This is a genomic window from Micromonospora sp. WMMD1082 (genome assembly GCF_029626175.1).
Classification (GTDB): Bacteria; Actinomycetota; Actinomycetes; order Mycobacteriales; family Micromonosporaceae; genus Micromonospora.
Genome location: NZ_JARUBM010000002.1, coordinates 3,837,132 through 3,863,981, shown reverse-complemented (window position 1 = coordinate 3,863,981; position 26,850 = coordinate 3,837,132). Strand labels below are relative to the sequence as shown.

General features: G+C 71.5%; 18 protein-coding genes and 1 pseudogene. 6 read left to right on the top strand and 13 right to left on the bottom strand.

Annotated features, from left to right (window positions below; all coding sequences use genetic code 11):
• Nucleotides 1-36 precede the first annotated feature (36 nt).
• The 4 genes from O7615_RS17855 to eccD are packed head-to-tail and all read right to left on the bottom strand — an operon-like array spanning nucleotide 37 to nucleotide 3,572.
• Nucleotides 37-333 carry a WXG100 family type VII secretion target gene (locus O7615_RS17855; protein ID WP_278178817.1) on the bottom strand — a complete coding sequence of 99 codons (297 nt, stop codon included), beginning with the start codon at nucleotides 331-333 and terminating at the stop codon, nucleotides 37-39.
• 32 nt (nucleotides 334-365) lie between these two features.
• On the bottom strand, nucleotides 366-725 hold the full coding sequence (locus O7615_RS17850) for a WXG100 family type VII secretion target (RefSeq protein WP_278178816.1): 360 nt from the start codon (nucleotides 723-725) through the stop codon (nucleotides 366-368).
• Between the two features lie 54 nt (nucleotides 726-779).
• Nucleotides 780-2,174 carry a type VII secretion protein EccB gene (eccB, locus tag O7615_RS17845; RefSeq protein WP_278178815.1) on the bottom strand — a complete coding sequence of 465 codons (1,395 nt, stop codon included), beginning with the start codon at nucleotides 2,172-2,174 and terminating at the stop codon, nucleotides 780-782.
• A gap of 3 nt (nucleotides 2,175-2,177) precedes the next feature.
• Nucleotides 2,178-3,572, bottom strand: coding sequence for a type VII secretion integral membrane protein EccD (gene eccD, locus O7615_RS17840; RefSeq protein ID WP_278178814.1), 1,395 nt, complete (start codon nucleotides 3,570-3,572; stop codon nucleotides 2,178-2,180).
• Nucleotides 3,573-3,696: 124 nt separating this feature from the next.
• Between eccD and eccCa the strand changes: the two genes are divergently transcribed.
• Nucleotides 3,697-7,695, top strand: a complete 3,999-nt coding sequence (gene eccCa, locus O7615_RS17835; protein WP_278178813.1) for a type VII secretion protein EccCa — start codon at nucleotides 3,697-3,699, stop codon at nucleotides 7,693-7,695.
• On the opposite strand, the gene O7615_RS17830 is transcribed toward eccCa, so the two are convergent.
• Nucleotides 7,661-8,683, bottom strand: a complete 1,023-nt coding sequence (locus O7615_RS17830; protein WP_278178812.1) for a S8 family serine peptidase — start codon at nucleotides 8,681-8,683, stop codon at nucleotides 7,661-7,663. The genes eccCa and O7615_RS17830 overlap by 35 nt on opposite strands.
• 300 nt (nucleotides 8,684-8,983) lie before the next feature.
• Here O7615_RS17830 and O7615_RS17825 point away from each other — a divergent pair, with 300 nt between their 5' ends.
• Nucleotides 8,984-10,087 (top strand): FAD-dependent monooxygenase, encoded by a 1,104-nt coding sequence (locus O7615_RS17825; RefSeq protein ID WP_278178811.1) that lies wholly within the window; start codon nucleotides 8,984-8,986, stop codon nucleotides 10,085-10,087.
• 10 nt (nucleotides 10,088-10,097) lie between these two features.
• On the top strand, nucleotides 10,098-11,618 hold the full coding sequence (locus O7615_RS17820; protein WP_278178809.1) for a phenylacetate--CoA ligase family protein: 1,521 nt from the start codon (nucleotides 10,098-10,100) through the stop codon (nucleotides 11,616-11,618).
• A 22-nt stretch (nucleotides 11,619-11,640) separates the two neighbouring features.
• On the opposite strand, the gene O7615_RS17815 is transcribed toward O7615_RS17820, so the two are convergent.
• The 6 genes from O7615_RS17815 to O7615_RS17790 all read right to left on the bottom strand — a co-directional run bounded on the left by O7615_RS17815 (nucleotide 11,641) and on the right by O7615_RS17790 (nucleotide 21,043).
• Complete coding sequence (locus tag O7615_RS17815) at nucleotides 11,641-12,483, bottom strand: BTAD domain-containing putative transcriptional regulator (protein ID WP_278178808.1); 843 nt, start codon at nucleotides 12,481-12,483, stop codon at nucleotides 11,641-11,643.
• A gap of 76 nt (nucleotides 12,484-12,559) precedes the next feature.
• Nucleotides 12,560-15,349 carry an AAA family ATPase gene (locus O7615_RS17810; protein WP_278178807.1) on the bottom strand — a complete coding sequence of 930 codons (2,790 nt, stop codon included), beginning with the start codon at nucleotides 15,347-15,349 and terminating at the stop codon, nucleotides 12,560-12,562.
• A gap of 140 nt (nucleotides 15,350-15,489) precedes the next feature.
• Nucleotides 15,490-16,896, bottom strand: coding sequence for an FAD-binding oxidoreductase (locus O7615_RS17805; protein ID WP_278178806.1), 1,407 nt, complete (start codon nucleotides 16,894-16,896; stop codon nucleotides 15,490-15,492).
• A gap of 34 nt (nucleotides 16,897-16,930) precedes the next feature.
• On the bottom strand, nucleotides 16,931-17,869 hold the full coding sequence (locus O7615_RS17800; RefSeq protein WP_278178805.1) for a hypothetical protein: 939 nt from the start codon (nucleotides 17,867-17,869) through the stop codon (nucleotides 16,931-16,933).
• Nucleotides 17,869-19,434, bottom strand: a complete 1,566-nt coding sequence (locus O7615_RS17795; protein WP_278178804.1) for an alpha/beta fold hydrolase — start codon at nucleotides 19,432-19,434, stop codon at nucleotides 17,869-17,871. Before O7615_RS17795 ends, O7615_RS17800 begins: the two co-directional genes overlap by 1 nt.
• Before the next feature lie 409 nt (nucleotides 19,435-19,843).
• A complete protein-coding gene (locus tag O7615_RS17790) occupies nucleotides 19,844-21,043 on the bottom strand; it encodes an MFS transporter (RefSeq protein ID WP_278178802.1) in 1,200 nt (399 codons plus the stop codon).
• Nucleotides 21,044-21,151: 108 nt separating this feature from the next.
• Here O7615_RS17790 and O7615_RS17785 point away from each other — a divergent pair, with 108 nt between their 5' ends.
• Complete coding sequence (locus tag O7615_RS17785) at nucleotides 21,152-22,108, top strand: LysR family transcriptional regulator (RefSeq protein WP_278178801.1); 957 nt, start codon at nucleotides 21,152-21,154, stop codon at nucleotides 22,106-22,108.
• A 47-nt stretch (nucleotides 22,109-22,155) separates the two neighbouring features.
• Here O7615_RS17785 and O7615_RS17780 read toward each other — a convergent pair.
• Nucleotides 22,156-22,821: pseudogene (locus O7615_RS17780) on the bottom strand (BTAD domain-containing putative transcriptional regulator); the annotation flags it as partial.
• The gene (locus tag O7615_RS17775) at nucleotides 22,814-24,100 is read right to left on the bottom strand and encodes an amidohydrolase family protein (RefSeq protein WP_278178800.1); all 1,287 of its coding nucleotides are present in this window, start codon (nucleotides 24,098-24,100) and stop codon (nucleotides 22,814-22,816) included. The gene O7615_RS17775 and the pseudogene O7615_RS17780, both read right to left, overlap by 8 nt.
• Before the next feature lie 297 nt (nucleotides 24,101-24,397).
• On the opposite strand from O7615_RS17775, the gene O7615_RS17770 reads away from it, so the two are divergent.
• Nucleotides 24,398-24,790, top strand: coding sequence for an SCP2 sterol-binding domain-containing protein (locus O7615_RS17770; protein WP_278178798.1), 393 nt, complete (start codon nucleotides 24,398-24,400; stop codon nucleotides 24,788-24,790).
• The gene (locus tag O7615_RS17765; protein ID WP_278178797.1) at nucleotides 24,783-26,840 is read left to right on the top strand and encodes a glycogen debranching N-terminal domain-containing protein; all 2,058 of its coding nucleotides are present in this window, start codon (nucleotides 24,783-24,785) and stop codon (nucleotides 26,838-26,840) included. Before O7615_RS17770 ends, O7615_RS17765 begins: the two co-directional genes overlap by 8 nt.
• The last annotated feature ends 10 nt before the right edge of the window (nucleotides 26,841-26,850 follow it).

The window sequence follows — 26,850 nt, the reverse complement described above, 5'->3', positions numbered from 1 at the left end:
TACCGCCTTCCTTGATGACCTGTGCCCTCGGGCGGGTCAGCGCCCGCCGGAGAAGATCGCCACACCGGTCTGCTGACCCTGCTGGTACTTCTCCAAGATCGCCGAGAGGTTGACCCCCGCCTGGGCGAGGCTGGTCCGCATCTGTTCGAGACCGGCGTTCCACTCCGTCTGGGCGATCCGGTACTCCTCGACTGCGTCACCGGCGTTGACCGCGACGAACGTGTTGACCACGCTGTTGAGCGTGGCCATGGCGGCATCGATGCGGACCTGGATGCTGTTGATCTCGTCAACGGTGGTCAGCATGCTGTCGGGTCGTACGCTGAAGTCGGTCACTGTGTTACTCCTCGGATTCGAAACGGGGTTGCTCAGGTCCAGCTAGCGGGCGGGTTGGGGGCGCTGGATCCGGTCGGCAGGGACATCGGCGTGCCGCCGCCGATCCAGGTCGAGGCGTCGGCGAGGGCGTCGTCCTCGGTGCGCTCGTTGCTGCGGGCGAAGGCGGCCATGTTGTCCTGAAGGCCGGCGAGCGCGTTCTGCACCCGCTGCAGGCCGTCCAGCCACTGGCCCATGCTGCTGGAGAACGCGCTCGAGGCGACCCCGCTCCAGCCACTGAACAGCGTTCCGGCGGCGTTGCTGACCGCCGTCGAGGCGGCCTGGTTCTCCGCCTTCGCCGTCTCGAAGGCGTTCAACAGGTCGGTGGTGGACTTGGCATTGACGTCGATAGTCATGGTTTCCTCCGGTTTCGGGCTGACATCTCGCTGATAGCAGATGAGGTGGTCCGGTCACTCCCCCCGAACCACGGCGGGGTCGAGCAGGGGCCCCTCGGGGAGCAGGCGCAGCCACTCCGGGGGGATGGTGACCGCCTCGGCCGCCTGGTAGCCGAGCGCCGCGGCGGCGGCGTCCGATGGCACGCCGTAGCGCAGGCCGGCATCGGTGACCAGGTAGAGCGGGCCGCCGGCCGCCTGGCCCGGCCGGCCGGAACGGACCAGCCCACCGGCCCCGGGCGCCATCCGCACCGCGTCGGCGACCGCCCCGGCCGCCAGCTCGGTACGGGCCGCCGCGCCGCCGGCCGGGGTGTCGGCGACCACCTCGACCGGGCCGCCGGGGCGCTGCCGGACACACCAGGACCGCCCCTCGCCCGCCACCCCGACCGGCGGCGGCACGCTCGGCAGGCCCTCCGGAAACAGCCGCCGCCCCGACACCGGCACCTGAGCCAGCGCCGACGGTCCGACCTGCGTCGGCGTCACCGCCCGGTCGGGGTACGCGCGGGCGGTCACCGGATCGGCGGCCACGATGGCGTACCCGGTGGCGGTCAGCGGGCTGAACCCGTCGCGCAGCAGGACATAGTAGCGATCCTCGGCTCCGACGAGCCGGACCACGAACAGCTGGCCGATACGGGTCGGGCGGCCCTGCACCGTCGGACCCGGCTCGCCGAGGCCGGGCACCTGCACCGGGTCGATGTCCGACGCCGGGGGCAGCAGGTCGATCCACCGGCTGTCCACGCTTTCGGCGGGGCCGTCGTACCCGAAGACCCGGGCCATCCACGCCGCACCGAGCCGGTGCCGATGCCCCTGCCAGACGAGGTAGTTCGCGCGCTCGCCCCGGTCGCCGACGGGACGCACGACCACCGCATCGCCGCCCAGCGGCGCGCCGGTGTGCCCGCCCGCGACGGTCAGCACGAGCCCGGAGCCGCCCGCGCCTGCCCGATCCGCCCCGCCGACCGCGCACGAGGTCCACCCGGCGTCGGCGAGCGCGCCCGGGCCGGGCAGCGCGTCCGGGGCGGCCACGATCCCGACCGGCAGCCCCCGGGTCACGGTGGTCAGGGACCGGCTGGAGACCGACACCCGGGGCGGGTCCCCGCCGAACAGCAACCGCGCCGACGCGTAGTTGAGCACCGGCCGCAGTTGGTCGCCGGTGTAGACGTACCGGCTGCCGGTCTCCTTCTCCAGCACCAGCGTGCCGGGCTTGCGCCAGGCGCTCGACCCGCCGGGACGGAGATACCCGTAGATTCCGAAACCGGCCAGCATCAGGGCGGCGACCAGCACCCCACAGACGACACCGACGAGGGTCCGGCGGTGCGGGTTCTCCGCCCGTTCCGGATCACCGGCCACCAGCGCGGCGGTCAACCGGCCCAGCACGTACGACTGTGCCTGCACCTGGTCACGACGGGACTGCACGGCTCAACCCCCCATCGCGCGGACGTGCTGGTAGACGCCGAAGGTGGCGAGCAGCACCGGGATGGTCGCCACCGTGGCCACCGTCTGGGCCAGGTCGCCGATCCGCCCCCAGTACGGCATCAGCCGCCGGCCCGGCAGCAGGCGGGCCGCGATGGCCAGCAGCCCGGCCAGGAGCAGGACGGCCACCGCCGCGTACGGCCGCCACGCCAGGGGCGCCAGGGTCAGCGCGCCGATCGCGGCCGCACACAGGCCGAGCACGGCCGGCGCGCCCTGGGCCAGCCGGTGCCACGCGCTGGTCATCGGCCGCAGCGAGAGCAACCGGACCAGCGCCACCAGCAGGATCAGGGTGAGCGTGTCCCAGCGGGGCGCGAAACCGAGCAGCACCAAGGCGACCGTGGTCGGCACGGCCAGGCCGGCGTAGAGAGCGGTCATGCACCGATCGGCCACCGCCGCGCCGGCCAGCAGCGGCCCGCTCGGCTCGGGGTCGATGTCCTCCTGGAGGTGTTCCGGCTCGGTGGGCAGTGGCTTGAGCCGCATCCGGGCCATCCGGAACGCGGTCACCGGCACCAGCGTCGCGGCCACCGTGCCGACCACGGCGACCGCCCCGGCCGTGGCGGTGGCCGGGGCGCCGAGGAAGGCGACCGCCGCGGCGCCCGCCGCAGCCACGCCGACCGCGGTCGCCACGGTGACGACGGCGAGGCGGGCGGCGCCGATCGCGAGCCCGGCGGCCAGCCCCGCCGCACCCACGGCGACGGCGGCGGTGAACACGTGCGGGCCGCCCAGGCGCAGCGAGGCGGCAGCCAGCGTCAGGTCCGGCAGGCTCAACCCCGCCAGGGCGGCATAACCCAGCGCCCCGCCGCCGAACAGGATCGCCACGGGCCGGTCGCCCACGGCCCGGCCCACCGCCGCCGAGGCCGCGGCGAGCAGCAGGGCGGTGAGGCCGGCGGCGGTCGCCCGCCCGGCCGGCGACGCCGGTAGGCCCAGGGCGATCACCCCGACCACCAGCGCCAGGGCCAGGCCGCCGAGAGCCGCCCAACGGGTCATCTCCGGCTTCCACCGGCCGCTGCGGGCCGCCAGGCCGGCGGCGACCCCGTCGATCATGTCGTCGAAGGCGGCCGGCGGGATCTGCTCCGCGCGCGGTCGCAAGTGTACGACGTCGCCGTCGCGCAGTCCCAGCGAGCTGACGCTGCCGTTCTCGTCCAGAGCCGGCGAGCCGAGCCGTTGCAGGACCCAGCCACCGTGGTCGAGCCCGGCGTCGGCCAGGTTGTCGCCGAGCTGGCGCAGCAGCACGGGCAACAGGTCGGCAATCACCACCTGCTCCGGTACCGCCACGTCGACACGCCGGTCCGGTCCGCACACCACCAGACGGCACATGTCGCCCGTCACCTCACCTGCCACGACGGGTACTTCGGTCGGCGGCGGCAGCTGGTTCACGCCGGTGCGAAAAGTTTTGCTGACCCGATTCCGGTGCCGTGACGTAGTGGCCAGGGACGTTCCCGTCCGCGTAGAGAGAGGCGAACCCATGGCGACCGTGATCTTCAAACGGCCGGCCCGGCGCAGCGGACCGGAGACCCCGAGCGGAGAGCTGAGCCTTCAGGAGCCACCGGAGCTGGCCGAGCAGCAGTCCAACGGGCTGCGGATGGTCCTGATGGTGCTGCCGATGGCCCTGATGGCCGGCGTCATGGCGCTGATGTTCAGCGGCGGCGGCTCCTCGCGGGGCCCGATGAGCTGGATGATGTCCGGGATGATGGTCGTCGCGATGGGCGGCATGATGCTCGGCCAGCTGGTCACCGGCGGCGGTAACCGCAAGCAGCGCACCGGCGCCGAGCGACGCGACTACCTGCGGCACCTGGCGCAGCACCGGCGCCGGGTCCGGCGGTACGTCACTCAGCAACGTGACGCGGCGCTGTGGCGGGATCCGGAGCCGGGCGCGTTGTGGTCGCTGGCGATGACGTCGCGGCGGTGGGAACGCCGTCCCAGTCACCCGGACTTCCTGGAGGTGCGGGTCGGCACCGGCGAGCAGCGGCTGGCGGTACGGATCACCCCGCTACAGACCAAACCGATCGAGGATCTGGAGCCGCTGGCCGCCAAGTCGCTACGCCGGTTCATCCGGGCCTACGGCAGCGTACCGGGGCTGCCCGTGTCGCTGTTCCTGCCCGGTTTCGCCGAGATCCGCGTCGCCGGTGACCCGGAACTCGCACGGGCGCTGGTGCGCGCGCTGGTGGCGCAGTTGGTCACCCTGCATGCGCCGGAGGAGGTGACGGTGGCGCTCTGCGTCGGCACCGAGGGAGCCGCCGCCTGGGAGTGGGCGAAGTGGCTGCCGCACCTGCAGCACCACAGCGAGCAGGACGCCGCGGGACAGGCCCGGCTGGTCGCCGACGGCATCGACGGGATCGAACGCATGCTCGGTGAGGGCTTCACCCAGCGTCCCCGCTTCGAGCGCGACGCCCGGGTGACCCGGGACGAGCCGTACGTGCTGGTGATCCGCGACGGCGGCCGGCTGCCGAACGGAAACCGCTTCACCAGCGGCGGCTATCGCAACGCGCTGCTCCTTGACCTGGACAACCCGGCGGTCAGCGGTGACAAGGAGGTGCTGTGCCTCTCCGTCGACGCGGAGACACTGGAGATGATCCGCCCCGACCGGGTGGGCAGTCCGGTGCACACCCGGCTGGCCACCCCCGACTCGCTCGGCGTGCCGGTCGCCACCGCGCTGGCTCGGCTGCTCTCGCCGTACCGGCTCGCGCTCGCCACCGAGCCAGATCGGGAGGCGATGAGCACCGACTTCGACCTGCCGACCCTGCTCGGCATTTCCGATCCCCGCGCGCTGGACCTCGGTGAGCTGTGGGCCACCCGGCCCGTCGCGCAGCGGCTGCGGGTGCCGATCGGGGTGGACCGGCACGGCACCCCGGTGGAGCTGGACATCAAGGAGTCGGCGCTGGGCGGTTCCGGTCCGCACGGGATGCTGATCGGCGCCACCGGCTCGGGCAAGAGTGAGCTGTTGCGCACGCTCGTGCTGGCGCTGGCCACCACGCACTCCTCGGAGACCCTCAACTTCGTGCTGGTCGACTTCAAGGGCGGCGCTACCTTCCTCGGCCTGGACGAGCTGCCGCACACCTCCGCAGTGATCACCAACCTGGCCGACGAGGCGGCGCTGGTCGGCCGGATGCGCGACGCCCTCCAGGGCGAGCTGGTCCGCCGGCAGGAGCTGCTGCGCGCCGTCGGCGGCTACAGCTCGGTGCTGGAGTACGAGCGGGCCCGTGCCCAGGGCGCCGAGCTGGACCCGCTGCCGACCCTGTTCATCGTGGTGGACGAGTTCAGCGAGCTGCTCGCCGCCCACCGGGACTTCATCGATCTGTTCGTGATGATTGGCCGGCTCGGCCGCTCCCTCGGGGTGCACCTGCTGCTGGCCAGCCAGCGGGTCGATGACGGCCGGATCGGACAGTTGGAGTCGCACCTGTCGTACCGGATCGGGTTGCGGACCTTCTCGGCGCTGGAGTCCCGGTCGGTGATCGGCGTGCCGGACGCCTACGAGTTGCCGTCGGCACCGGGCAACGGTTACCTGCGCACCGATGTGTCGACGCTGGTGCGGTTCAAGGCCGCCTACGTCTCCGGTGCCCACCGGACCAAGACGGCCCGGGTGCGGCAGGAGATCGTCCAGCGCCAGGTGGTGCCGTACCTGCTGGACCACGTGCCGCACCGGCACACGGAGCCGCTGCCGGCGGAGCCGGAGGTCGACGCCGCGCCGGACGGGACCGATGAGCAGGTCGCCAGCGTGATGTCGGTGCTGGTGTCGCAGCTGGAGAACCAGGGCCCGCCGGCCCACCAGGTGTGGCTGCCGCCGCTGGCCGCCGCGCCCACGCTCGACCAGCTTCTGCCCGCGCTGGAGCCCGACCCGGAGCGGGGTCTGTCGGCCGCGCGGTGGCCTGGCAACGGCCGGCTGGTCGCCCCGGTCGGCTACATCGACAAGCCGGCCGAGCAGGTGCGGGAGCTGCTCACCGTCGACCTGTCCGGCGTCGGTGGGCACCTGGGCGTGGCCGGCGGGCCGCAGAGCGGCAAGAGCACCCTGTTGCGCAGCGTCATCGCGGCGCTGGCGCTGACCCACAGCCCCGCCGAGGTGCAGTTCTACTGCCTCGACTTCGGCGGTGGCACGCTCGCCACCATCGCCGACCTACCGCATGTGGGCAGCGTCGCCGGGCGTCTTGACGAGGACCGGGTGCGGCGCACCATCGCCGAGATCACGGGCCTGATCGCGCGCCGGGAACGGACGTTCGCCGAACGCGGCATCGACGGGATGGCCACCTACCGGCGGCAGCGGGCCGCCGGGGACATCACCGACGACCCGTACGGCGACGTTTTCCTGGTCGTGGACGGCTGGTTCACGCTGCGCCAGGAGTTCGAGGCGGTCGACGCGGCGGTGCGGCAGATCACCGCCCGGGGACTGAACTTCGGCGTCCACCTGCTGCTCACCGCGTCGCGCTGGTCGGAGGTGCACCACGGGATGCGCGACCAGATCGGCACCCGGCTGGAGCTGCGCCTCGGCGACCCGGTCGACTCCACCATCGACCTGCGGCTCGCGGCCACCGTGCCGCAGGTGCCCGGGCGCGGGCTGACCCCCGACAAGCTGCATTTCCTCGGCGCGTTGCCGCGCATCGACGGGATCGAGGACGCCGACTCGGTGCCGGCCGGAGCACGGGACCTCGCCGCCTCGGTCGCGGACTTCTGGACCGGTCCCTCGGCCCCACCGGTGCGCACGCTGCCGGCCGTGCTCGAAGTGGCCAGCCTGCCCGCCCCAGAAGGTGACCTGCGGGTGCCGATCGGTCTCGACGAGGAGCGGATGGCACCCGTCTGGCACCACTTCGGCGAGGTGCCCCACCTGACAGTGCTCGGCGACGCGGAAAGCGGTAAGTCGAACCTGCTGCGCCACCTGGCCCGGTCGATCACCACCCGGTTCACCCCGGAGGAGGCGCGCGTTCTACTGGTCGACTACCGCCGGACGCTGTTCGACGCGATCGCGGCGGAGTACCGGCTCGGCTACTCGGTCTCGGCGGAGTCCACCCGGGCCACCGTCGCCGACGCGCTGGCCGGCCTGCGGCCCCGGGTGCCCGGCGCGGACATCACCCCCGAGCAGCTCCGCCGCCGCGACTGGTGGTCCGGACCACGGTTGTTCGTGCTGGTGGACGACTACGAGATGCTCGCCGGCATGGACGGCCCGCTCCAGCCGCTCGTCCCGCTGCTGCAACAGGGTGCCGACATCGGCTTTCACCTCGTGCTGACCCGGGGCGCGGCGAACCTGTCCCGGATGTCGATGGATCCGCTGATCCGGCGACTCCAGGAGACCAACAGCCCGGACATCGCGCTGTCCTGCCCGCCGACCGAGGGCCCGCTGCTCGGCGGGACCAAGCCGCGCCACCTGCCGCCCGGACGGGCACTACTCTGCACCCGCCGGGGCAGCAGACTGATCCAGACCGCCTGGTCCGAGCCGGCGGCTACCGTCGACGCCGCCGCGCCGACCGGAGAGTGAGGGCCACCGCCGCGGTCGCGGCGGCGACGGCGAGCAGCATCGAGCCGGCGATCCCGGCGATCCGGATCGCCGGGTCCGTGTTCGGCGGCCCCGGCAGGACCACCGCCGCGCCCCGGAGCGTCGGTGGCGACGACGGGCGGGCCACCACGCCGGACACGGCGGCGTACGGGTCGACGGTGCCGGCGCCGAGTGCCCCGGCGTACCGGGCGGGCGGCGGCTCGGCGGTCGCCAGCAGCCGGTCGCGAACCTGCGACCAACCCAGACCGGGATGGTACGAGCGGACGAGCGCCGCCGTGCCGGCCACGTACGCGGCGGCCACGGCAGGGCCGCCGACACGGTAGTGCCCCGGTCCAGCCGGCCCGATGCTGTAACCGCCGGCGGCTGGTGCGGCCAGGTCGACGCTCCCCTGCCGGCCGCCGGCCTGGCTGGGGTCGCCGGCGGCGATCGGCGCGCCGTCGACGTTGACGCCCGTAACCGCCAGCACCTGCGGGTAGGCCGCCGGGTAGGACACTTCGGAGCCGTCGTCGCCGGTCGTCGCCACGGCGACGATCAGGCTGTCGGCGGCCACGGCCTCGGCCACGGCGGCCCGCAGGCCGGCACTGTCGATCGGAACACCCGCCCCGACCAGGATGACCGTCGCCCGTTCGGCGGCGGCGGCCCGTATGCCATCGGCCAGGGCGTCCGGTGGTACCCGTCCGGCGGGATCCACCACGCGGATCGGCAGGACTTCGGACTCGGGCGCCATTCCGGCCATCGCCGTACCCGGCGTCGGGCGGGCCGCGACGATCCCCGCGAGCGCGGTGCCCCGGCCGAGGCAGTCATCCGTGGCGGGGCCGCCCGTGACCACGTCCCGGCCGGATCGCACCGCGCCGGCCAGGGACGGGCTGACGCGGCTCACCCCGGTGTCGACCACCGCCACCACCGTCCCGCGGCCGCCGGTCAGCGGCCACACCAGGTGCGGCGCCATCCGGCCCTGTGGCCAGGACATGTCGGTGGCCGTAACCGGGGACCGACCTACGCAGGAGCCGGTCTCGGTCGCCGGCAGCGCGGGGGGTTCCCCGGGGGCGGGGGCGCTCGCCAGCGTCAACGCCAGCACGCCCGCTGTCCAACTCAAGCTCATGAACTGGACTACGGACGTCGACGAGGGGTTGTTCACGTCGCCGGCGGGATGCCGTCGCGGCTCACGTCAACACGTCGTTGATCTCCGCTCGCTACCGTCGGCCGCGGTGGACAGTACCGCCGTCCCGCCGGATCGGCGGCCCGGCGGGGACGATGGAAGGGATCCGGGATGCGTGGCGACGGTATTCGGGTGCTCGTGGTAGGTGCCGGCCTTGCCGGCCTGTCCCTCGTCCATGCGCTGCGAGACTGGGGGGCCGAGATCCACGTCGTCGAGCGGTTAGCCGGTCCGGCTCCCGCAGGCAGCGGCATCTACCTGCCCGGAAATGCCACCCGCGCGCTACGTGAGCTTGGCCTGCTCGATCCGGTCGCGGATATCGCCGTCCGGATCGAGCGCCAACGGACCGCGACCTCGCGGGGCCGGCGGCTCTTTGAGGTCGACGTCGACGGGATGTGGCGTGACGTCGGCCCGTGCCTCGCCCTGCACCGCAGCGAACTGCACCGCAGGCTGCTGGACGCGCTGGAAGGCCAGCCCGTGCGCTGGGGTCTGACCCCCATGAGCCTGACCGCGGTGGGCAGCCGGACGTTAGTCGAGTTCAACGACGGCAGCAGTGACATCTACGACCTGATCATCGGCGCCGACGGCGTGCACTCCACGGTCCGGCGGCTCGCCTTCGGCGACGGTCTGGCGCGGCGGCTCGACCAGTACGCCTATCGCTTCCTCGCTCCCCGCACCGACACCGACACCGCGTGGTCGGTGCAGCTCGGACCCGGGATCCAGTTCCTCACCATCCCGATCAACGGGCGGCAACTCTACTGCTACCTGAACACCGGCCCGGGTGGCGCGCGGTCGGACTGGCGGGAGGTGGCCTTGGCGATGTTCGCCGAGCCGGTACCGACCCTGCTGGGCCAGACCGACGGCAGGGGGCACGCGGGCCCGAACGAGGAGGTCGTGCTCCCGACCTGGATACGCGGCACGGTGCTGCTCGTGGGCGACGCAGCACACGCCTGCTCGCCGAACATGGCTCAAGGCGCCGCGATGGCGTTCGAGGACGCGATCGTGCTCGCCGAGTCACTGCGCCAGGCGGCGGATATCCCCGCCGCGCTGGCCGCCTTCCAGACACGCCGTCGCCCCCGTACCGACTGGGTACTCGCCCAGACCCGCCGCCGCGACCGCTCCATTGGGCTGCCGTCCGCCGTTCGCAACCCGCTCCTAAGCGCGTACGGCCAGCGGATATTTCGTGACAACTATGCCCCGCTGCTGGGCCGACCCTAGGGAGACCGTGATGCGTGACCTAAACCGCTACGCGCTGGGCACGACCGCTGTGCCGGGCTGGCTCGGACCGAACGAGTGGAGCGAAGACGAGGACGAGGCGACCCGGGCGCTGGAGCTGTTCCAGGATGTGGCGGCCACCGTGCCGGCCTATCGGAGCTTTCTGGAGGCGCACGGCCTGGATCCGACGGAGATCCAAGCGGTCGACGACTTCGCGCGGATTCCCCTGTTGACCAAGGAGGGCTACCAGCGCCGGTACCCGCTGCCCGACCTGTGCCGTGGCGGCCGGCTGGACGGCTGCGACGTGGTGGCGGTTTCCTCGGGCTCGTCCGGGCAGCCCACCGTGTGGCCCCGCTCGACGGTGGACGAGTTGGTCGTCAGCCAACGGTTCGAGCAGGTCATGCACGGCAGCTTCCGGGCCGACACCCGGCGCACCCTCGCCGTGGTCTGCTTCGCGCTGGGCAACTGGGTCGGCGGGATGTACACCGCCGCCTGCTGGCGTCACCTCGCCAGCCGCGGCTACGCGATAACGATCGCCACTCCCGGCAACAACGTCGAGGAGATCCTCCGCGTCGTCACCGAGCTCGGACCGCACTTCGACCAGGTGGTGTTGGCCGGCTATCCACCCTTCCTCAAGGGCCTCATCGACGCTGGCGTTGAACGCGACATCGACTGGCCCCGGTACTCGATCCGGCTGCTGCTCGCCGGCGAGGTGTTCAGCGAGCAATGGCGCGACCTGGTGGGCCGCCGGGCGGGGATGTCCCGGCCGGCCTTCGACTCGGCGTCGCTGTACGGCACGGCCGACGCGGGGGTGCTCGGCAACGAGACGCCGTTGAGCATCACCATCCGTCGGTTCCTGGCCGCGAACCCGGCCGCGGCACGGGAACTGTTCGGTGCCGACCGGCTCCCCACACTGGTGCAGTACGACCCGATGACCCGCTACTTCGAGACGCACGGGCACACCCTCGTCTTCAGCTGTGACGGCGAGGTGCCGCTGGTCCGCTACCACATCGCGGACGAGGGTGGGGTCGTGCCGTACCAGCGGATGCTGCGCTTCTGCCGCGACCGGGGCTTCGATCCACTCGCGGCGGTCGTGGAGGGCGATCCCCACGCCGGCGACGCCGTCCCGACACGGGGTGCGCCCGCGCTGCCCTTCGTCTACGTCTTCGGCCGTTCCCTGTTCGCCGTCTCGTACTTCGGTGCGAACGTCTATCCGGAGAACATCGCGGCAGGACTGGAACACCCCGACGTCGCGGAGTGGGTGACCGGGAAGTTCGTGCTCGGCGTGACGACCGATGCCGAGCACGAACCTGCGCTCTCCGTCGTGGTGGAGTTGGCTCCGGGGATCCACCCCGAACTGGCGCGCGCCGCTGTCCTGACCGAGTCGGTGCACGCCGCGCTGCTGCGGCTCAATAGCGAGTTCGCCCACTACGTACCATCCGGACGACAGCTGCCGCGGGTTGACATGCGCACCACCGGTGACGCCGAGTACTTTCCACCTGGGGTCAAGCACCGCTACACCCGGGCGGGTTAGCCCGGACGACCCGGTCGGGGGGCTACCCGCCGCCGGCACCGAGGAGCATCATCGACCGACCAGGGCTGCGCGGTAGCTTACGCCGCAGCCTGCCGGCGTTGTCCGCACTAGACAGTATCCGCAGGTAGAGATCCTGGAGGGCGAGGCCGGGGTCGACGCCCACCTCCGCGGCGAGGAGCCCGCGGATACGGTGGTATTCGGCCAGTGCCTCAGCCCGGCGTCCCAGCTTCCAGAGGGTGCGCATGTGCAGCGCGCAGAGTGCTTCGTCGTACGGCTGCTCGGCGGCGACGACGACCAGGTCGGCCAGCGCCTCGACGCACCTGCCCTGCTCGATGTCGATGGCGATGCGCCGCTCCAGCGCGGCCGACCGCATCAGCATGAGGCGGCGACGCTGGCCCTCCAGGTACGGCCCAGGTAGCCCGAGCAACGCCGTGCCGCACCACAGGTGCAGCGCGGCCCGCAGGCCCCGTGCCGCGTCGTCCGTCGGTGCGGTCGAGGACGCGTCAAGCAGGTGGCGGAAGCCGGTCAGGTCCAGGCTGAAGGTGGCCGACGGCAGATGGTAGCCGCCGGCGGCCGACCGGATGACCCGATCCGCATCGCCCGAGGGGTTCAGGAGACGGTTCAACCGCGAGAGGTGGGTGCGGACGGTCCCGACGGCGGCGCGCGGGGCATCCCGCCACAGGCCGTCGACCAACTCCTCGATGCCCACCTGCGCGCCGTCGCGCAGCAGCAGGGCCGCGAGGACCGCCTGCTGCTGGCGGGAGCCGAGATCCACCTCGGTGTCGCGGTACCACCCCCGCAACGGTCCGAGGACGGAGAAGGTCCAGTCCGGTGGCGGTGGCGCGTCGTGTCGCTGGTCGATCATAAGTCAACGGTAGGGCGGGGAGTGGTCCGAGGCGTACGACGCATGACCTATGACGTGACCGATATTCGCCGCGAAATTACCCATCAAGGACGTCGGCGGACATCACCGTCGCCAGTTCCGTTCGGGATGTCACACCCAGCTTCGGGAATATGTGGTACAGGTGCGTGCGAACGGTCCGGAACGACAGGTACAGCTTCTCGGCGATCTCGGCGTTGGTCAGCCCCTCCGCAGCCAAGATCGCAATCTGACGCTCCTGGGGGGTGAGCCGACCCGGCGTCACGGCGGGCCGACCCCGGGCCTGCGTCCCGGAGGCGCGGAGTTCCTGAGCCGCCCGCTCGCTCCAGGGCGGCATCTCCAGGGCGTCGAAGAGGTCCTGGGCGGCGCGTAGCGTGGCGCGGGACTCGCTGATCCGTCGGTTGCGCCGCAGCCATCTGCCGTACGCGAGCAACACCTTCGCCCGGTGGACGGGCCACTGGTTGAGCGCGTCGGTGAACACGGCGTCGAAGGCGGTCTGCGGATCGGCGGACAACACCGGCGCGGTTACCGCCACGCCGATCGTCAGGTGCGGCGAACCCGTCCGCTCAGCCTCAGCCGCCCACTGCCGGTGCAGGTCGCGGACCCGCTCGGGGCACCGGGCCAGAGTGGCCGACTCGACCAGTTCCACCACCGCGTACGCCTTCATCCGGTCGTTGTATGCGATGTCCGACGGATCGAAGATGCGCACCAGATGCGCGTACGCGGACTCGAACTCCCCGGTCGCGAGGGCGGCGGTTCCCCGGACCATTTGCACCAGGGCGAGCAGCGGGTGGGCACCGGCGCGCAGCAGCGCCGCCTCCGCCACCGCCGCGGCCGACTCGGCCTTGTCGACTTCGCCGCGCCGGGCCGCCAACATCGCCTCGGCGAGCCGGGCCAGTTCGGAGGTGCGCTCCGGACCACTCGGCGGTGACAGTGACCGGCACTCCGCGGCGGCCGCGGCCGCCGCGCCGGCCCGGCCGAGCAGCAGGCCCACCCACGACTGCATGGCCTGCACCATGGCAAGCAGGGCGAACTGGCCGTCGGCGCGGGTGCTGTCCGCCACGGTCGCCATCAACCGGTAGTAGTCCGGCAGGGCGCCCAGGTAGCCCAACGCGGTGCCGATCTCGACCAGCGCGTGGATGCCCCGGTCTGGCCCACCCAGCGGCAAGTCGCGCAGCTGTCGCAGGATCTCGGGGCCACGCTCGTGCTGTTCGGCCATGGCGGACACCAGGATCTGCGCGGGGTGGTCCGCCGGCACCGGAAGCGACTGTGCAATGGCCAGCAGCGGACTGCATGCCTCGGCGCTGGCGTCCCCCCACCACCCTGCCGTGGTGGCGCCGAGCAACGCGAGCATCGCAGCTTCCGTCGCCCCCGCGGCGTGGAAGCGGCGGGCGGCCTCGACCAGTGTCGGGATGCTCTCGGCGCTCATCCAGCGGCCCTCGGTGAACTGCCGGACGATCCGCAGGTAGGAGCGGGTCAGCGCGTCGGAGGGCAGTTGCGGCAGGTTGGTCAGCCGGGTTGCGTCCTCGTACGCGCCGCTGCCGGAGTGGATGTGCACCGCGATAATCAGTCGCCGGCCCCGCTCGCTGTCGGCGCTGGACAGCCCGGCCGCCCGCTCCAGGGCGGCCGCCGCCGTCGCCGGAGAACCCCGCTGCAGCAGTCTCGTCGACAACTGCTCGAGCTCCGCCGCCAACCCGTCATCCGGGCCCGCACTCGCGTCCGCCCGGTGCCAGAGGCGACGGACGGGGTCGGCGACAACGTCGGCGAGCGCCGCGTGCACCTCGCGCCGCCGCGCCGGGGACACGGACTGGCAGATCGCCGAACGGACGAGGGGATGCCGGAAGGACAGCCGGCCATTGGCGATGGTCACCATGCCGCGTGTCTCGGCGGCGGCGAGGGTGTCGACGCCGGCCCCCATACCGGTGAGCCGGGCCGCGGCCTCGCTCGCCTCGGCGGCGCTCCCGCCGTCGTTGAGCGCCGCCGCCGCCAGCACGGCCTGGGCGTCGGCCGGCAGGTCATCGAACTGCTCCCCGAAGGCACGTTCGAGCCGCGCGGTGAGGGGGAGGCCGCTCCCGGCGAGGACTTCCGTGCTCGAATGGCGCAGTGCCTTGGGCAACTCGACGAGGGCGAGTGGATTGCCGGAGGAGGCCGACAGCACGCGGCGCAGCACGTCGCCGGGAAGGTCGGCGGCGTGCCGCCGGATCAGGGCGGCGGCGTCTGGTTCGGCCAGCGCACCCAGCCGCGCCGACGACAGGTCGATCGACGCGATCGGGTTGTCGGCGAGTTCCTGCGCCCGCCCCGCGCTGATCATCACCACCGGGTCGTGGGACAGCCGACGCGCCACGAAGGCGAGCACGTCGCAGGTAGACCGGTCGAGCCACTGGATGTCATCGACCGTGAGCAGCACCGGCCGCTCCGCGGCGTACCAGGTGAGCAGTTCGAGCGTGGCCAGCCCGACCCGGAACGGCCCTTGGACGGTACCGTCGGTCAGCCCCAGCGCCGCGCCCAGCGCGTTCCGCTGCGCCGGCCGTAGCTGGTCGACCATCGGCAGCACCGGCCGCAGGGCCTGCTGGAGGCCGGCGTAGGGCAGATGGGTCTCGGTGGCGGCGCCCACGCAGCCGAGTACCCGCATCCTTCGGGAGGACGCCGCGGCGGTGGCGGCGGCGAGCAGGGCGGACTTGCCGGCGCCCGGCTCGCCCTGCAATAGCAGCGCACCGCCGCCGCCGGAGTCGGTCCGCCGCAGCAACTCCTCGATTCGGGCCAGCTCGACATCCCGACCGATCAGCCGGTGGCACAGCACCATCGAGCTGCCGGCGGGCTCCTGGTCACCTGGTCGCAGCTTGTGTACCATTCCCGCCCTTGCCAGATGAGGTCGGTCCGAATATACGACAGACTCGGCGGCGGGATGCCGAGTCTGTCGTATGGTGTGCCGCCGATTACCGTTGGCACCGATGTTGGCGCCTGTCCAGGGCGCCGGATACCGCAATGCGGTCAGTCGGTGTGGATGGTGTGGGTGAACCGGAACAGGTTGTCAGGATCCCAGCGCCGCTTGAGTTCGACCAGACGCGTGTACACGCCGGGCGGGTATGCGGAGGCGACGTGGTCGGCCGCCCCGTTACCGGGAGTGAGGAAGTTGGCGAATGCGCGACCGGTGTCCCACTCCGCCAGTTCCTCGATGATCCGGGCGTGGTACGCGACGTGCGCCGGCACCGCGTCCAGCGCGGTGACACTGGCCACGAAGAGCAGGAAGGCCGCTTCCCGGTTGGCCACCGCGTTCGGCACCTGCGGGGCCCGGCGCAGCGCGCCGGCGAGATGACGGATTTCCACCACCGTGACCGGAACCTCGGACCCCTCCCCGGCCAGCCCGACGATCCGGTCCAGGGCTGCGGGCGTCAGGTCCCGCAGTAGGGTCGAACGCTCGCAGACCGGCAGCGGGTCCACCGGGTCGTTGTGGATCGATGCGACGGCGGTGTACGGCAGCTCCACCACGCTGTCCAGCAGCACCGTGCCCGCCTCCCGCAGCGGCGCGACCAAGCGCGCGCCTTCCTCGGCCGAGCCGAGATGGGCGATGCGGACGTGGACCACCAGTTGGCCGCGGAGCGGCTCCGGCACCGCCTCCACGGGCGGCAGCCGCAGCAGTGCGATGGAGGAGGTCAGCTCGTCCGGAGTGTCCTCGATCCACGACCGCCACGCCTGGAGTACCTGCCGGGCCTGGCTGCCGGGGAAGAAGAGCGCACCGCCATAGAGCCGCTCCAGCGGGAAAACCCGGAACTCGATGGCGGTCACCACGCCGAAGTTCGCCTTGCCGCCCCGTACCGCCCAGAACAGCTCCGGCTCCAGGTCGGCGGTGACGGTGCGCAGCTCGCCGTCGGGCGTGACGATGTCGACCGCGGTGACGTGGTCGGCGGCGTAGCCGTAGGAGCGGCCGAGGAACGGGCTGTGCCCGCCACCGAGGGTGTAGCCCACCACGCCGACCGTGGGAGACGACCCGTTGATCGCGGCGAGACCATACTTCGCGGCCTCGTCGATCACCCGCTGCCACCGTACGCCTGCCTCTACCCGGGCGATGCGGGCGTCGGGATCGATCGTGACGCCGGTCATCCGGCTGGTGTTGATCAGCACCGCGCCGTCGGCCGGCACCCCGACGCCGTGCCCGGTCGCCTGGACCGCCACCGGCAGGCTATTCCGGCGGGCGAACCGCACCGTCTCCCGTACGTCGTCGGCGTTCACCACGCCGACGACCACCGCTGGGCGCTGTGGGGTCAGCAGGTTGTAGGTGGCCCGGTCGGCGTCGTAGCCCTCGTCCCCGGGCAGGAAGACCGGGCCTGCCACCGCTGCGGAGAGCTGCACCACCTCGGGCTCGGCGAGGATCTTGGAAAGTGTGTCGTCAGAAGCCATGAGAAAAGCGAACCTTCACCAGGTCAACAGCCCATCAACCCGACGTCGACGACGGGGTGTCGTACAGCCGGAAGTAGCAGTCGTGAAGGCGGTCGGCGTAGCCCCCCGTCGCAGGGGGTGAGACGATGTCGTGCCCGAGCTGCCAGGTTGGTGGTACGACGTACATGCCGAAGGAGGCGTGGCAGTGCCGGGCCAGCGTCGCCGGCAGGCACAGCGCCGTGGTGGGGTCGGCGACTTGGTCCGCCGAGGAGACGGCCACGGCCACCCGGGACAGCTCCGAGGCGCCGGGACGCCGCGGGTAGCCGGCGACGATGCCCAGGTACTGCGCTACGGCCGCGTACGAGTAACCCCGGCTGGTGCTCCGGTCGGGCAGCAGGCCCGAGCCGAACAGCGCCCGGGACAGCGTGGTCAACATCGGGTGCGCCTGTGTGCGGTGAGGCCGGTAGAACGGGGCCAGGGCGAGCAGCCGCCGGACGGAGTAGCCCGGCCGCTGGGCCAGCCAGGTCGCCAGCACCGCGCCGGCGGACACGCCGATCACACCGGCCTCCTCCCCCAGCGCCGCGGTGATCGTCCAGGCTTCGGTCGCGTGCTCCCGCAGAGCAGCGGCGGTGACCCGGGCGTGGGCACCAGTGTTTAGCAGGCCATGCAGCGGTGCGCGGGGCACGTAGACGTTGTAGCCGCGCGCGTGGAAGTGCTCGGCCAGCGCTACCAGTTGTCGGGGATCGTGGGTGTAGCCGTGCAGCATCAGCACGGCCTTCGCGCGGCGCTCGCCGTGCGACAGCAGACAGGAGGTCGCGTCGCTCCGGACCGAGGCGTCGGCCTGGTCAGCGGCGATCGTCGCGCGGGCTGCAGCCACACCGGCGTCGAAACTCAGCTCTGGCGAACTCCCGGCAACGACTGTCGAGGCGATCGAGGACGACGCGGTCGACGCCGCGACCTTCGCGCTCGCGGCGGTGTCACTCGTCATATCCATCACGCGTTCACCCGCGAGCTGCGACGCCTGAATCCGTACACCGCTACAACGAGGGCGGCAAAGCCGCCGACACCAGCGACGACGATCAGCGCGACGCCAGCCAGCACGAAGATCGGAAACCACGGGATTCCCGCCTCGACGGCCTGCACCTCGGCGACCAGGAAGTCGGTCCGTTCGACCCGTTCACCATCCGCGGTCTCACCGACCACCACCACGTCGATGCCGTGCAGACCGACGCGGTCCGGCCGCCAGGCTCCGACCGGCTCGACGCCGCCCCCCTTCAGCATCACCGCCTCCTCCCCGCCGTCCGGCGTACGGATCAGCGCCACCGCACGCCGGATGGCCACCGGCGGACCATCGCTTTCGAACGTGGCGCTGATGTGAACCTCCTCACCGACCTCCGGAAGCAACTCACTCGTCTGGGATCTGAGCGTGGCTCCGCCCTGGACCTGGGCGGTCAGCGCGAAGTCCGCCCCCGTCGGCGGCGTCCGATCGGTCGAGTGGAGCGTGATCCACCAGGGGCCGGGCTGCGGGTTCACAAAGCCGTACCCCAGATATAGGAGCGTCTCCGGATCGTCGATCTTGATAAGTCCGTTCTCGGCCGCACTCAGTTCGAGGGGGTTGCCGCTGGCCCCGCGTACCGATACGGCCAGCGACCGCGTCGAATCGAAGATGGCAAACGTCGCCACCGCCACCTCGTCGATATTGAGCACCTGTTCGACATGCGCACCCGCCGCCACGTGGCCAGCGGCCAGGGCCACCGTCTGCGGTTCGTCGGGTCGCGCCGGACTGGTGCCGGTTTCGTTGCCCGGCTCGGCCACATCGGAGGCCAGGGCTGGTGCAACGAACTCACCGAACGCCTCAGCCGATCTCTGAAGATCGTCGTGCAGGAGCGGCAGGCGTTTCGCCGCGACACCGGCGGCTTCGACACTGTCGACATCGACGACGAGATCGCTCGGCGCACCCGTACACGGCGACCGCAGCGCTTCGGTGAACACGTCACCGGCCAGTGCGTGGAAGGACACCCCGTTACGGCGCGTGATCTGTTGGTTGAAAACGTCATTCAGGTAACTTGGCCGAAGCTCAAGGGTGGCCGGCGTGGAAATTCCCAACCGCGCCGGCAGGTTGGCACACGGTGATCCACCGTTCGGCGTGCCGAGCATGACCAGCCTGTCCACGTCCCGCTCGTCCATCAGCCGGTCGATGTAGTAGCGAGAGATCAGGCCACCCATGCTGTGCGCCACGATGTCGACTCGGGCCGCGCCGGTCATCCGCCTGACACCGGCGATGTAGTCGCGGAGGATTGCCGCGTTCTCAGCGATGGTGTTGGTCCCGCCGAACGGTTCGGTGTAGCTGCCGGTCCGAAGCACGCCGGGCGTCTGTCCGTCGCCGACGGCGAATCCTCGCCGGCCCACCTTAGCCAGGAACCCCTCCGGCCCAAGGTACGCGGCCCACTTCGTCGCCGTCGAGTTCAAGCCGTGGACGAGCACCACCGGGTTGGCACCGCCGGCGGCCGCGTCCGGCATGCTGCCGGGCGGGCCGGCCAGCATCATCACGAGGGCCATGGCCAGCACCTTGCACATTCCCCTGCCGCCAACCTCTCGGATCGATCCTGAGCAAAGCGAGGAGCGTGGCCGACGCAGCCAGATCAGCGTCTGCCTGGCGGCTGTTCCGGTGAGAGATGGCTGTCCTGCCCAGCGGCATGTGCCCGGGCGTGGGTTGCCCGTCGTACGGCGCTGCTCCCAACGGATGCGTGGCACGTCTCCTCCATCACCGCACCGATCAGTGCGCGCACTTCGGCGGTCGTCCGACCTGCTCCAGTGGGGACCTGGATGGTCAGCGGCCGGCTGTCCTCCAGGAACCCACGACGCACACGTACTGACAGCCGACCTGGTTCAACACCCGGCCCGTTCACCGCGAACGAGACTCAGGCCCCAGACGCGGCCCTTGCCAGCCCAAGCGACCGGGCGCAGGTCAGCGACGGACCAGAGGGCGCGCGGCCGCGACGAGCAGCGAAGCCAGGCCGGCCGCGAAGATGAGCACGGCGGTGCGGGTGGACAGGTGTTGGGCGGCGAACCCGAGGCCGAGCACCGGTACGGCCAGACCGACGTAGCCGACGAGGAACAGCCCGGCCAGCGCCTCACCACGCGCCCGTGGAGCGGCCAGGCCGGCGGTGGTGACCACCGCGCCCTTGAACACGGTGCCCGCGCCGGCACCGGTCAGCAGCCCGCCGACGAGGAAGAGACCGAAGTGTGGCAACCAGATGCCCAGGATCAGCGCGGCGAGCCCGGCGACCAGCCCCGCCAGCCCGACGTACAGCTGCCGGGCCAGGGACACCCGGGTCATCACCAGCTGCCCGGCGACGCCGGCCCCGAAGGCCAGGAAGGTGACCTGGCCGGCGACGGCGTGCGACGGCTGGCCGAGGACACCGGCCAGGAACCCCGGCGTCAGGGAGGTGAACAGACCGAAGACGGCGAAGGAGGCGAACGCGGCGGCACCCGCAGCGGCGTAGCGGGCTCGCGCGCCGGCCGGCACCGACACCCGCTGCGGCCGCCACCGGACGTCGCGGCGGGTCACCGTCTCGTGGGCCCGCAGGACGACGACCAGGCCGATGCCCAGCAGCGCATGGAAGACCAGGTACGGCACGGTGAGCGGAAAGGGGACGTACTCGGCGAGCAGGCCGGAGATCAGCGGGCCCAACCCGATGCCGCCGATGTTGGCCGCCGTGGCAACCAGGTCGGCACGTCGCCGGCCGGTGCCCGGACGCCCCGTGAGGTGCAGCTCCATGAGGTACGCGGTCGCGGTAGCGGTGAGCATTCCGACGCTGACGCCGGAGACGAAGCGGGCCACCAGCAGGCTGCCGAGGCCGGGCAGCAGGAAGATCAGGCCGGCCAGCATGTTGGTGAGCAGGGCCCAGATCAGGACGCGACGCCGGCCGATCCAGTCCGAGACGTGCCCGACGGTGAACACGCTGAGCACGACGCCGACGGCGTACGTGGCGAACACGACGGTGACCGTGAACGGGCCGAAACCGTCCCGCTGCTGGTAGAGCACGTAGAGCGGGGTGGGCACGGCGGAGAACGCCATCATCACGCCGAAGGCGTACGCGACGGGCCAGAAGCCCCGGATTCGGACGTCCGGCCGTTCGGGTGCGAGAGCGGTGGTGCTTGACACGAGTAACTCCTCACAGACAACCGTGGTCAGGGCAAGCATGTCGGGGATCGGGCGTGGCACCCGCGCATCCTCGCGCTACGTCGCATCGCGGTCCGCGATAGTGGTGCGGTGGAACTTCGCCAGCTCGAGTACTTCATCGCCGTCGCCGAGGAGGGCACCTTCACCAGCGGCGCCCGCCGGGTCCGGGTGACGCAGTCGGCCGTCTCTGCCACCATCCAGAAACTGGAGCGGGAGCTGGGGATGCCGCTGTTCACGCGGGAGGCGCAGGCCAGTTCGCTGACCGAGGCCGGCATGGCGCTGCTGCCGGAGGCTCGCGCGCTGCTGAGCGCGGCGCGGCACGCCCGGGACATCGTCGACCAGGTCCGTGGCGGGCTACGCGGCACCATCAGGATCGGCACCCTGGTCTCCATCGGCAGCCGCCCCGAGTCGGCCGAGCCGCTCATCCTCGACCTGCCGGCCGTCCTGGGCCGCTTCCACGTCACCCATCCCCTGGTGACCTTCCAGCTGCGCGGCTCACCCACCGGCTCTGCGGGACACCTGGCCGACATCGCCGCCGGCAACCTCGACCTGGCGCTGGTGGCCACGATCGAGGTGCCGCGCGGTGTCCGCCTGCACCACCTCGGGTCGGTGCCATGGTCCTTCGTCTGTTCCCGTCGTCACCCGTTGGCCGACGCCACCTCGGTGAACCTGGCGGACCTGCGCGACGAGACCTTCATCGACTTCCCCCGCGGCTGGGGCAACCGGGCGCTGGTCGACCGCGCCTTCGCGGCCGCCGGCATCGTCCGGCACGTTCCGTTCGAGGCCGCTGATCAGGCGACCGCGCTCGGACTGGTCCGTAACGGGCTCGGTGTCACCTTCCTGCCCCGGGCCGGCAGCGAGGACGACGGTGTCTCGGTCATCAAGGTGGACGGCGCCGACCTCAATTTGCCGGTGGGCCTGGCCACCTCGAGTGACCGGCCACGGTCGGCGGCGACCACCGCCCTCATCGGCAGCATCGTCCGGGCCGCCAGCCGCACGCCGCGCGCCGGCGGGCGGACGAACGGCGCGGGCGTCAGCAGCCGCTGATAGACCCGCTGTACCTCCGGCGCCGGGTCCACCCCGAGTTCCTCGGACAGCCGCTTCCGCAGGGCGGCGTACTCGACCAGCGCCTCGGCCGGACGGCCACTGAGCGCGAGCATCCGGAGCAACGCGGCGTGTACCGGCTCGTCCAGCGGGGCACCGGCCGCCGCCGCGCGCAGGACCGGCAGGAGTCCCTGCGCCGCCTCCCCAGTCCGTGCCAGGCTGGCCGCAACGGCGGCGAACTCCCAACCGACGGTGACGAACGCCGGCGCGGTACGGACGTTCTCGTCCAGGTTCGCCCCGACCGGCCCATGCCACCGGCGCAGCGCGCCGGTCATCAGGTCGACGGCGTGCCCTGGGTCGGTGCGCTCCACGGCGGCGGCCTCGGCCACGGCCCGCCGGAACGCGTGCAGGTCCAGTTCGTCACCGGCCAGCTCGGCACGGTACGCCCGGGTGACGCGGACGAGCGTGCCGGACGGCAGCAGACGGCGCAACTGGCTCACGTACCGGTGCACGATGTTCACGGCGGTGGCCGGCGCGCCGCCCGGCCACAGCACGTCGACGATCTCGCTGATCGTCACCGGCTCCCCCACCCGCACCAGCAGCAACCCGAGCAGGGCCTGCTGCTGCGGTGGGCCGAGCGGGATCTCGTCGTCGCCGACCCAGGCGCGCAGCGGACCGAGCACCGACAGGCGAAACGCCCCGTTGTGCTCACGCATCGGCCAGCATCCGATCGCGGGAGGCCTCGGCCCGCTGCCGGGCAGCCGCCGGGTCGGCGCCGACCAGGCGACCCCGGTGCTTGCGGATCTCGCCGTTGACGAGCACCGTGTCGACGTCGCGCGCCGAGGCGAAGGTCACGGCGGCCGTGGCGGCGAGCCCCAGGCGCAGCGGCGAGCGGCCGGTGTCGACCAGGATGAGATCGGCGCGCTTGCCCGGCGTCAGGGAGCCGACCGTGTCCGCAAGCCCGAGCGCCCGGGCGCCGTTGATGGTGGCGAACTCGACGGCCTGACGGGTGGTGAGCGGCACCGTGGCGGATTGCTCGCCCTGCGCCAGCAGCCGGGTGTACTGCCGCACCCGCTCGGCTTCGAGCGCGGCGCGCATCTCGTCGAACATGTCGCCCGGCGTGCCGGCGACCACGTCGACCGACAGGGCCGGCCGCAGCCCGACGGCCATCAGCCGGCCGGTCGCCGGATGGCCGTGACCCATCATCATCTCGACCCGTGCCGAGACGGAGGCGTGTGCCCCGGCATCCGCCAGCAGCTTCAGCTCGTCGTCGGAGGACGTGTTGCCGTGCAGGAAGATGAGGTCGGGTCCGAGCATGCCCCGGTCGTGCAGTTGGGTGATGGCCCGATGCCCGCCCAGCAGCCCGATGCCGACATGCATCGACGCCCGCACGCCCAGCTCGCGGGCCAGGGCGAGGTCGTGGGCGGTCGCCTCGATGGTGGACAGCTCCGGTCCACGGACGGACAGGGCGAGGGTGACCAGTTGGTCCGCCGACGTGAAGTACTCGGCGGCGATGCGGCGGACGTCGACCGGGTGCGGGCGGTCACTGCCCATGTACCACGACGGGTCCGAGGTGGGGATGCCGTGCCCGAACACCGCGCGCAGACCCGACGCGCGCAACGCGTCGACCGCGGCGTCGGCGTGCTCGGGCGTGTTCATGACGTGTGCCCAGTCGAAGAGGGTCGTCACCCCGCTGTCGAGGGCCTCCAGCGCCCCGTAGTAGGTGCCGTCGCGGACGTCGGTGGGCGTGAAGTGCGGCGAGAACCGACCGACCAGCCCGGCGAAGTATTCGTTGAGCGTCCAATCGGCGGCGATCTGCGCGAACGCGCCCTGCCAGACATGGCGGTGGGTGTCGACCAGTCCCGGCATCACCACCATGCCGGCCGCGTCGATCACCTCGGCGTCCGGCGCGTCGATGCGCGGCCCGACATCAACGATGGTGTCGTCCTGTACGAGGACGTCGCCGGTCTGATGGTCGCCCACCGCGGGGTCCATCGAGAGGATGTTTCCACCGCGAATCAGCTTACGAGACATGATCTTCCCTTTCGTAGGCGCAGTCGGCTACTCGACCATGCATCGTCCGGAAGGCCGCCACGATCGGAAGTCGCATTGCACCCCATCGCGGTTGGCGATGATCCCTACCGCCTCGACGGATACTTCGAGCGCGCCGGCCGCTGGGTTCACCACCGGCGCCACCGTGCGGCAGGAACTCCGGCGGCCACCGCCTGCCCGTCGGGATTTCACCCGATGCGGGTGGTGCCGACTCAACCTGGCGGCGAGCAACATCACCTCATGGGCGACGGTGGCATCGAGACGTTCTTCGCCGAGCTTCAGGCGCACCCGCCGCGGGTGTCGCCCCGCATCGACAACACCTTCCGTTTCGATCTCGAGTACCGGGACGGGGCGGCGACCGAACACTGGTTCATGCGCGTTCGCGCCGGATCGGTACGCGTCTGGCGCGACTACCGCGAGGCGGACCTGGTCGTCCGCGTCACGGGAGAGACCTTCGAACGCGTCATCAGGGGCGAGACCTCGATCCTCGCGGCCGCGTTCCGCAACGACGTGAACGTCGCGGGCGTTCCCTGGCTGTTCGCCGTCGTGCGGAAGCTGATGCCCACCCCGCCCGACGCGCACGATCCCCGACAGTCGGCGCCGGCCCGGGAGGTGACCGACGGAGATGGATGAACCGGCCCTGATCAGCATTCTCAACGGCAACTCCTTCGTGGTCTGCGACCTCGCCGGCGACATCGAGCCGTCCGACCAGATGCCCACCGGCGCGTTCGAGATGGACACCCGCTTCATCTCCGGCTGGGTGCTCACGATCAACGGAGAGCGCGTGCACGCGCTCTCCACGGAGCAGCCACAGTATTTCGAGTCGCGCTTTTTCCTGGTGCCCGGAAAGCCCACCCACTACCTGGACGCGAAGGTGTCGCTGATCCGGCACCGCGAGATCATCGGCAGCTTCGCCGAGCGGCTGACCGTCTTCAACCACGAGACCGCGCCGATCGACCTGGTGATCCGGCTGGACGTGGCGGCGGACTTCGCCGACATCTTCTCGATCAAGGACAGCAACCGCGAGACGTGCGGCGAAACCGAGATCCTCACGGACAAGAATGAACTGCGGTTCAACTACCGGCGCGAAAATTTCTCCCGGGAGACGGTCATCACCTCCTCCCAGCCGGCGGCCGTCGATCCGCACGGGCTCACCTACCAGATCCGGATCGACCCGGGCGGTTCCTGGGAAGCCCAGATCCTGGTGACCACCGTGGTCCATCCGTCACCCCAGTTGGGGCTCGAGGTGAGCCTCCAGGACTATGTGCGCAACGCCCGCGCCGACATGACCAGCGCACTTGACCGCTGGGTGCGCCAGGCTCCTCGGCTGGTCTGCGACTCGGGGCCGCTACATCACGCCTACCAGCGCGGCCTGGTCGACCTCGCCGCGTTGCAGTACGCCCCCGTGGTGGGCGGCGGACGTCGGATACCCGCCGCCGGCCTTCCCTGGTTCATGACGACATTCGGCCGGGACAGCATCCTCACCTGTCTACAGACAGTGCCGTTCCTGCCCGAAATGTCCGCGACCACCCTACAGATCCTGGCCTGGAGCCAGGGCGGCCGGCTGGACGACTTCCGGGACGAGGAACCTGGCAAGATCATCCACGAAATCCGGTACGGAGAGTCGGCGGGCTTCGAGGAACAGCCGCACACCGCGTATTACGGATCCGCCGACGCGACCCCCCTGTACGTGATCCTGCTCGACGAGTACGAACGCTGGACCGGCGACTCGGAACTGGTGCGCCGGCTCGAGTTCGAGGCGCGCCTGGCGTTGGAGTGGATCGACACCTACGGCAACATCATGGGCGACGGCTACATCTGGTACCAGCGCCGCAACACCCGAAACGGGCTGGAGAACCAGTGCTGGAAGGACTCCGAGGACTCCATCTCGTACCGCGACGGCCGCCTGCCGGGCTTCCCGAGGGCGACCTGCGAGATCCAGGGGTACGCCTACGACGCCAAGCTGCGCGGCGCCCGACTGGTGCGCGAGTTCTGGGGCGACCCGGACTACGCCGACCGGCTCGAACGCGAGGCCGCCGTCCTGAAGGCGCAATTCAACCGCGATTTCTGGCTTTCCGAGCGGGGCTATTACGCGCTGGCCCTCGACCGGGACGGCGGACCGGTCGACACGCTTTCCTCCAACATCGGTCACCTGCTCTGGAGCGGCATCGTCGACGAGGACCGGGCGCGGGCGGTCGTCGACCACCTCGTCGGCCCGGAACTCTTCTCCGGGTGGGGGGTGCGGACGTTGGGAACCCGGGAGCGCCGGTACAACCCGGTTGGCTACCACGTCGGCACCGTCTGGCCGTTCGACAACTCGGTCATCGCCTGGGGCCTACGGCGGTACGGCTTCGCCGCGGAGGCCGCGCTCGTCTCCCAGGGCCTCATCGACGCCGCCCCGTTCTTCGACGGCCGGCTCCCGGAGGCGTTCGCCGGATTCGATCGGCAGGTCACGCAACAGCCCGTCCCGTACCCGACGGCCTGTAGTCCGCAGGCCTGGTCCTCGGGCACCCCGATGCTGCTGCTGCGGGTGCTGCTCGGCCTCGAACCACGGGGCGGAGACCTGATCGTCGACCCGTCGCTGCCGGCCGAACTCGGCCGGATCGAACTGCTCGACATCCCCGGCCGGTGGGGGCGGCGCGATGCTTTCGGCCGGAGCACCAATGAACGCTGCTCAACCTGAACCACGCGGC

Bases quoted from the DNA above. Each gene is read 5' to 3' on its own strand.
- O7615_RS17765 (WP_278178797.1), top strand. From the start codon at position 24,783: ATGGATGAACCGGCCCTGATCAGCATTCTCAACGGCAACTCCTTCGTG.
- O7615_RS17795 (WP_278178804.1), bottom strand. From the start codon at position 19,434: ATGGCCCTCGTGATGATGCTGGCCGGCCCGCCCGGCAGCATGCCGGAC.
- O7615_RS17805 (WP_278178806.1), bottom strand. From the start codon at position 16,896: ATGGCTTCTGACGACACACTTTCCAAGATCCTCGCCGAGCCCGAGGTG.
- eccCa (WP_278178813.1), top strand. From the start codon at position 3,697: ATGGCGACCGTGATCTTCAAACGGCCGGCCCGGCGCAGCGGACCGGAG.
- O7615_RS17830 (WP_278178812.1), bottom strand. From the start codon at position 8,683: ATGTCCTGGCCACAGGGCCGGATGGCGCCGCACCTGGTGTGGCCGCTG.
- O7615_RS17775 (WP_278178800.1), bottom strand. From the start codon at position 24,100: ATGGACCCCGCGGTGGGCGACCATCAGACCGGCGACGTCCTCGTACAG.
- O7615_RS17850 (WP_278178816.1), bottom strand. From the start codon at position 725: ATGACTATCGACGTCAATGCCAAGTCCACCACCGACCTGTTGAACGCC.
- O7615_RS17770 (WP_278178798.1), top strand. From the start codon at position 24,398: ATGGGCGACGGTGGCATCGAGACGTTCTTCGCCGAGCTTCAGGCGCAC.
- O7615_RS17810 (WP_278178807.1), bottom strand. From the start codon at position 15,349: ATGGTACACAAGCTGCGACCAGGTGACCAGGAGCCCGCCGGCAGCTCG.
- O7615_RS17800 (WP_278178805.1), bottom strand. From the start codon at position 17,869: ATGGATATGACGAGTGACACCGCCGCGAGCGCGAAGGTCGCGGCGTCG.
- O7615_RS17825 (WP_278178811.1), top strand. From the start codon at position 8,984: ATGCGTGGCGACGGTATTCGGGTGCTCGTGGTAGGTGCCGGCCTTGCC.
- O7615_RS17820 (WP_278178809.1), top strand. From the start codon at position 10,098: ATGCGTGACCTAAACCGCTACGCGCTGGGCACGACCGCTGTGCCGGGC.
- O7615_RS17815 (WP_278178808.1), bottom strand. From the start codon at position 12,483: ATGATCGACCAGCGACACGACGCGCCACCGCCACCGGACTGGACCTTC.